Annotated in this window: 2 protein-coding genes; both read left to right on the forward strand. The window is 69.2% G+C overall.

Annotated elements, in window-relative coordinates; genetic code table 11:
• A partial coding sequence (locus IEZ03_RS37185; protein ID WP_189241292.1) for a beta-ketoacyl reductase occupies positions 1-1,044 on the forward strand: 1,044 nt, incomplete at its 5' end.
• A 29-nt stretch (positions 1,045-1,073) separates the two neighbouring features.
• The coding region (locus IEZ03_RS38955; RefSeq protein ID WP_373293737.1) for a polyketide synthase docking domain-containing protein at positions 1,074-1,243 on the forward strand (170 nt) is incomplete at its 3' end.

Below are 1,243 nucleotides of genomic sequence, written 5' to 3' on the forward strand. Positions count from 1 at the left end.
GTCATCCACGCGGCCGGGGTCATCGACGACGCCATCGCAACCTCACTGACCCCCGAACAGATCGACAAGGTCTTCGCCCCCAAAGTCGACGCCGCCTGGAACCTGCACCACCACACCCGCCACCTTCCCCTGAGCGCCTTCGTCCTGTTCTCCTCCGCCGCCGCGACCTTCGGCCCTCCGGGAGTGGCCGGCTACGCAGCGGCCAACGCGTTCCTCGACGCCCTCGCCGCGTACCGGCAGGCCGAGGGTCTGCCGGGCCAATCGATCGGATGGGGCTACTGGCAGCAGGACACCGGCATGACCGGGCACCTCACCGACACCGACCGCAACCGCCTCACCCGCAGCGGGATGACCCCCATCACCGACGAGCAGGGTCTGGCGCTCTTCGACGCCGCCGTCCGGTCGCCCCGTCCCCATCTGCTGGCCACCCCGATCAACCTCCGCCGCCTGACCGGCTCGGCCCCGCCGCTGTTCACCGCGCTCGTCCGAAGCGGCACCGCCCGGCCCACCGCGACCGCGGGCACGAGGAACACCGGCCTGGCCGACCAGCTGGCGGTGCTCGCCCCCGACGAGCAGGACAAACGCGTGCTGGAGCTGGTCCGGAACACCACCGCGGCGGTCCTGGCGCATGCGTCCCCGGAGAGCGTGGACACCAGCCGGCCATTCAGCGAACTGGGCTTCGACTCCCTCACCGCGGTCGAACTGCGCAACGGGCTGGCCGATGCCACCGGGCACCGCCTGCCCGCCACCCTCGTCTTCGACTACCCCACACCGCACGCTCTCGCCCGACACCTCAGATCCCAGCTCGTCCCCTCGGCGCCGCAGCTGGTCCTCCATCAGCTCGACACGCTGGAGAGCACGCTGGCGGCCATCACCGGGGAGGACATCGCCGGCACGAAGATCACCAAGCGGCTGCAGGGCCTGCTGGCCAAGCTCAGCAGATTCGACTCCCCGGCGGACGAGGCGAACATCCTCGACGATCTCCGGTCGGCGACGAACGAGGAACTTTTCAAGCTGGTCGACGACGACCTCAACATCTCCTGAGCAATCTGAGGGGCGACGTACAAATGGGAATGGAAGACACACTCCGCGAATACCTCACCCGCGTCATCGCCGAACTCCACCAGACGCGCCAGCGGCTGCACGAGGCCGAATCGGAGGAAGCGGAGCCGATTGCGATCGTGGGGATGGGCTGCCGCTACCCCGGCGGCGTCACCACCCCGCAGCAACTATGGGACCTGGT

It is taken from the genome of Actinomadura livida, assembly GCF_014648675.1.
Taxonomy (GTDB): domain Bacteria; phylum Actinomycetota; class Actinomycetes; order Streptosporangiales; family Streptosporangiaceae; genus Spirillospora; species Spirillospora livida.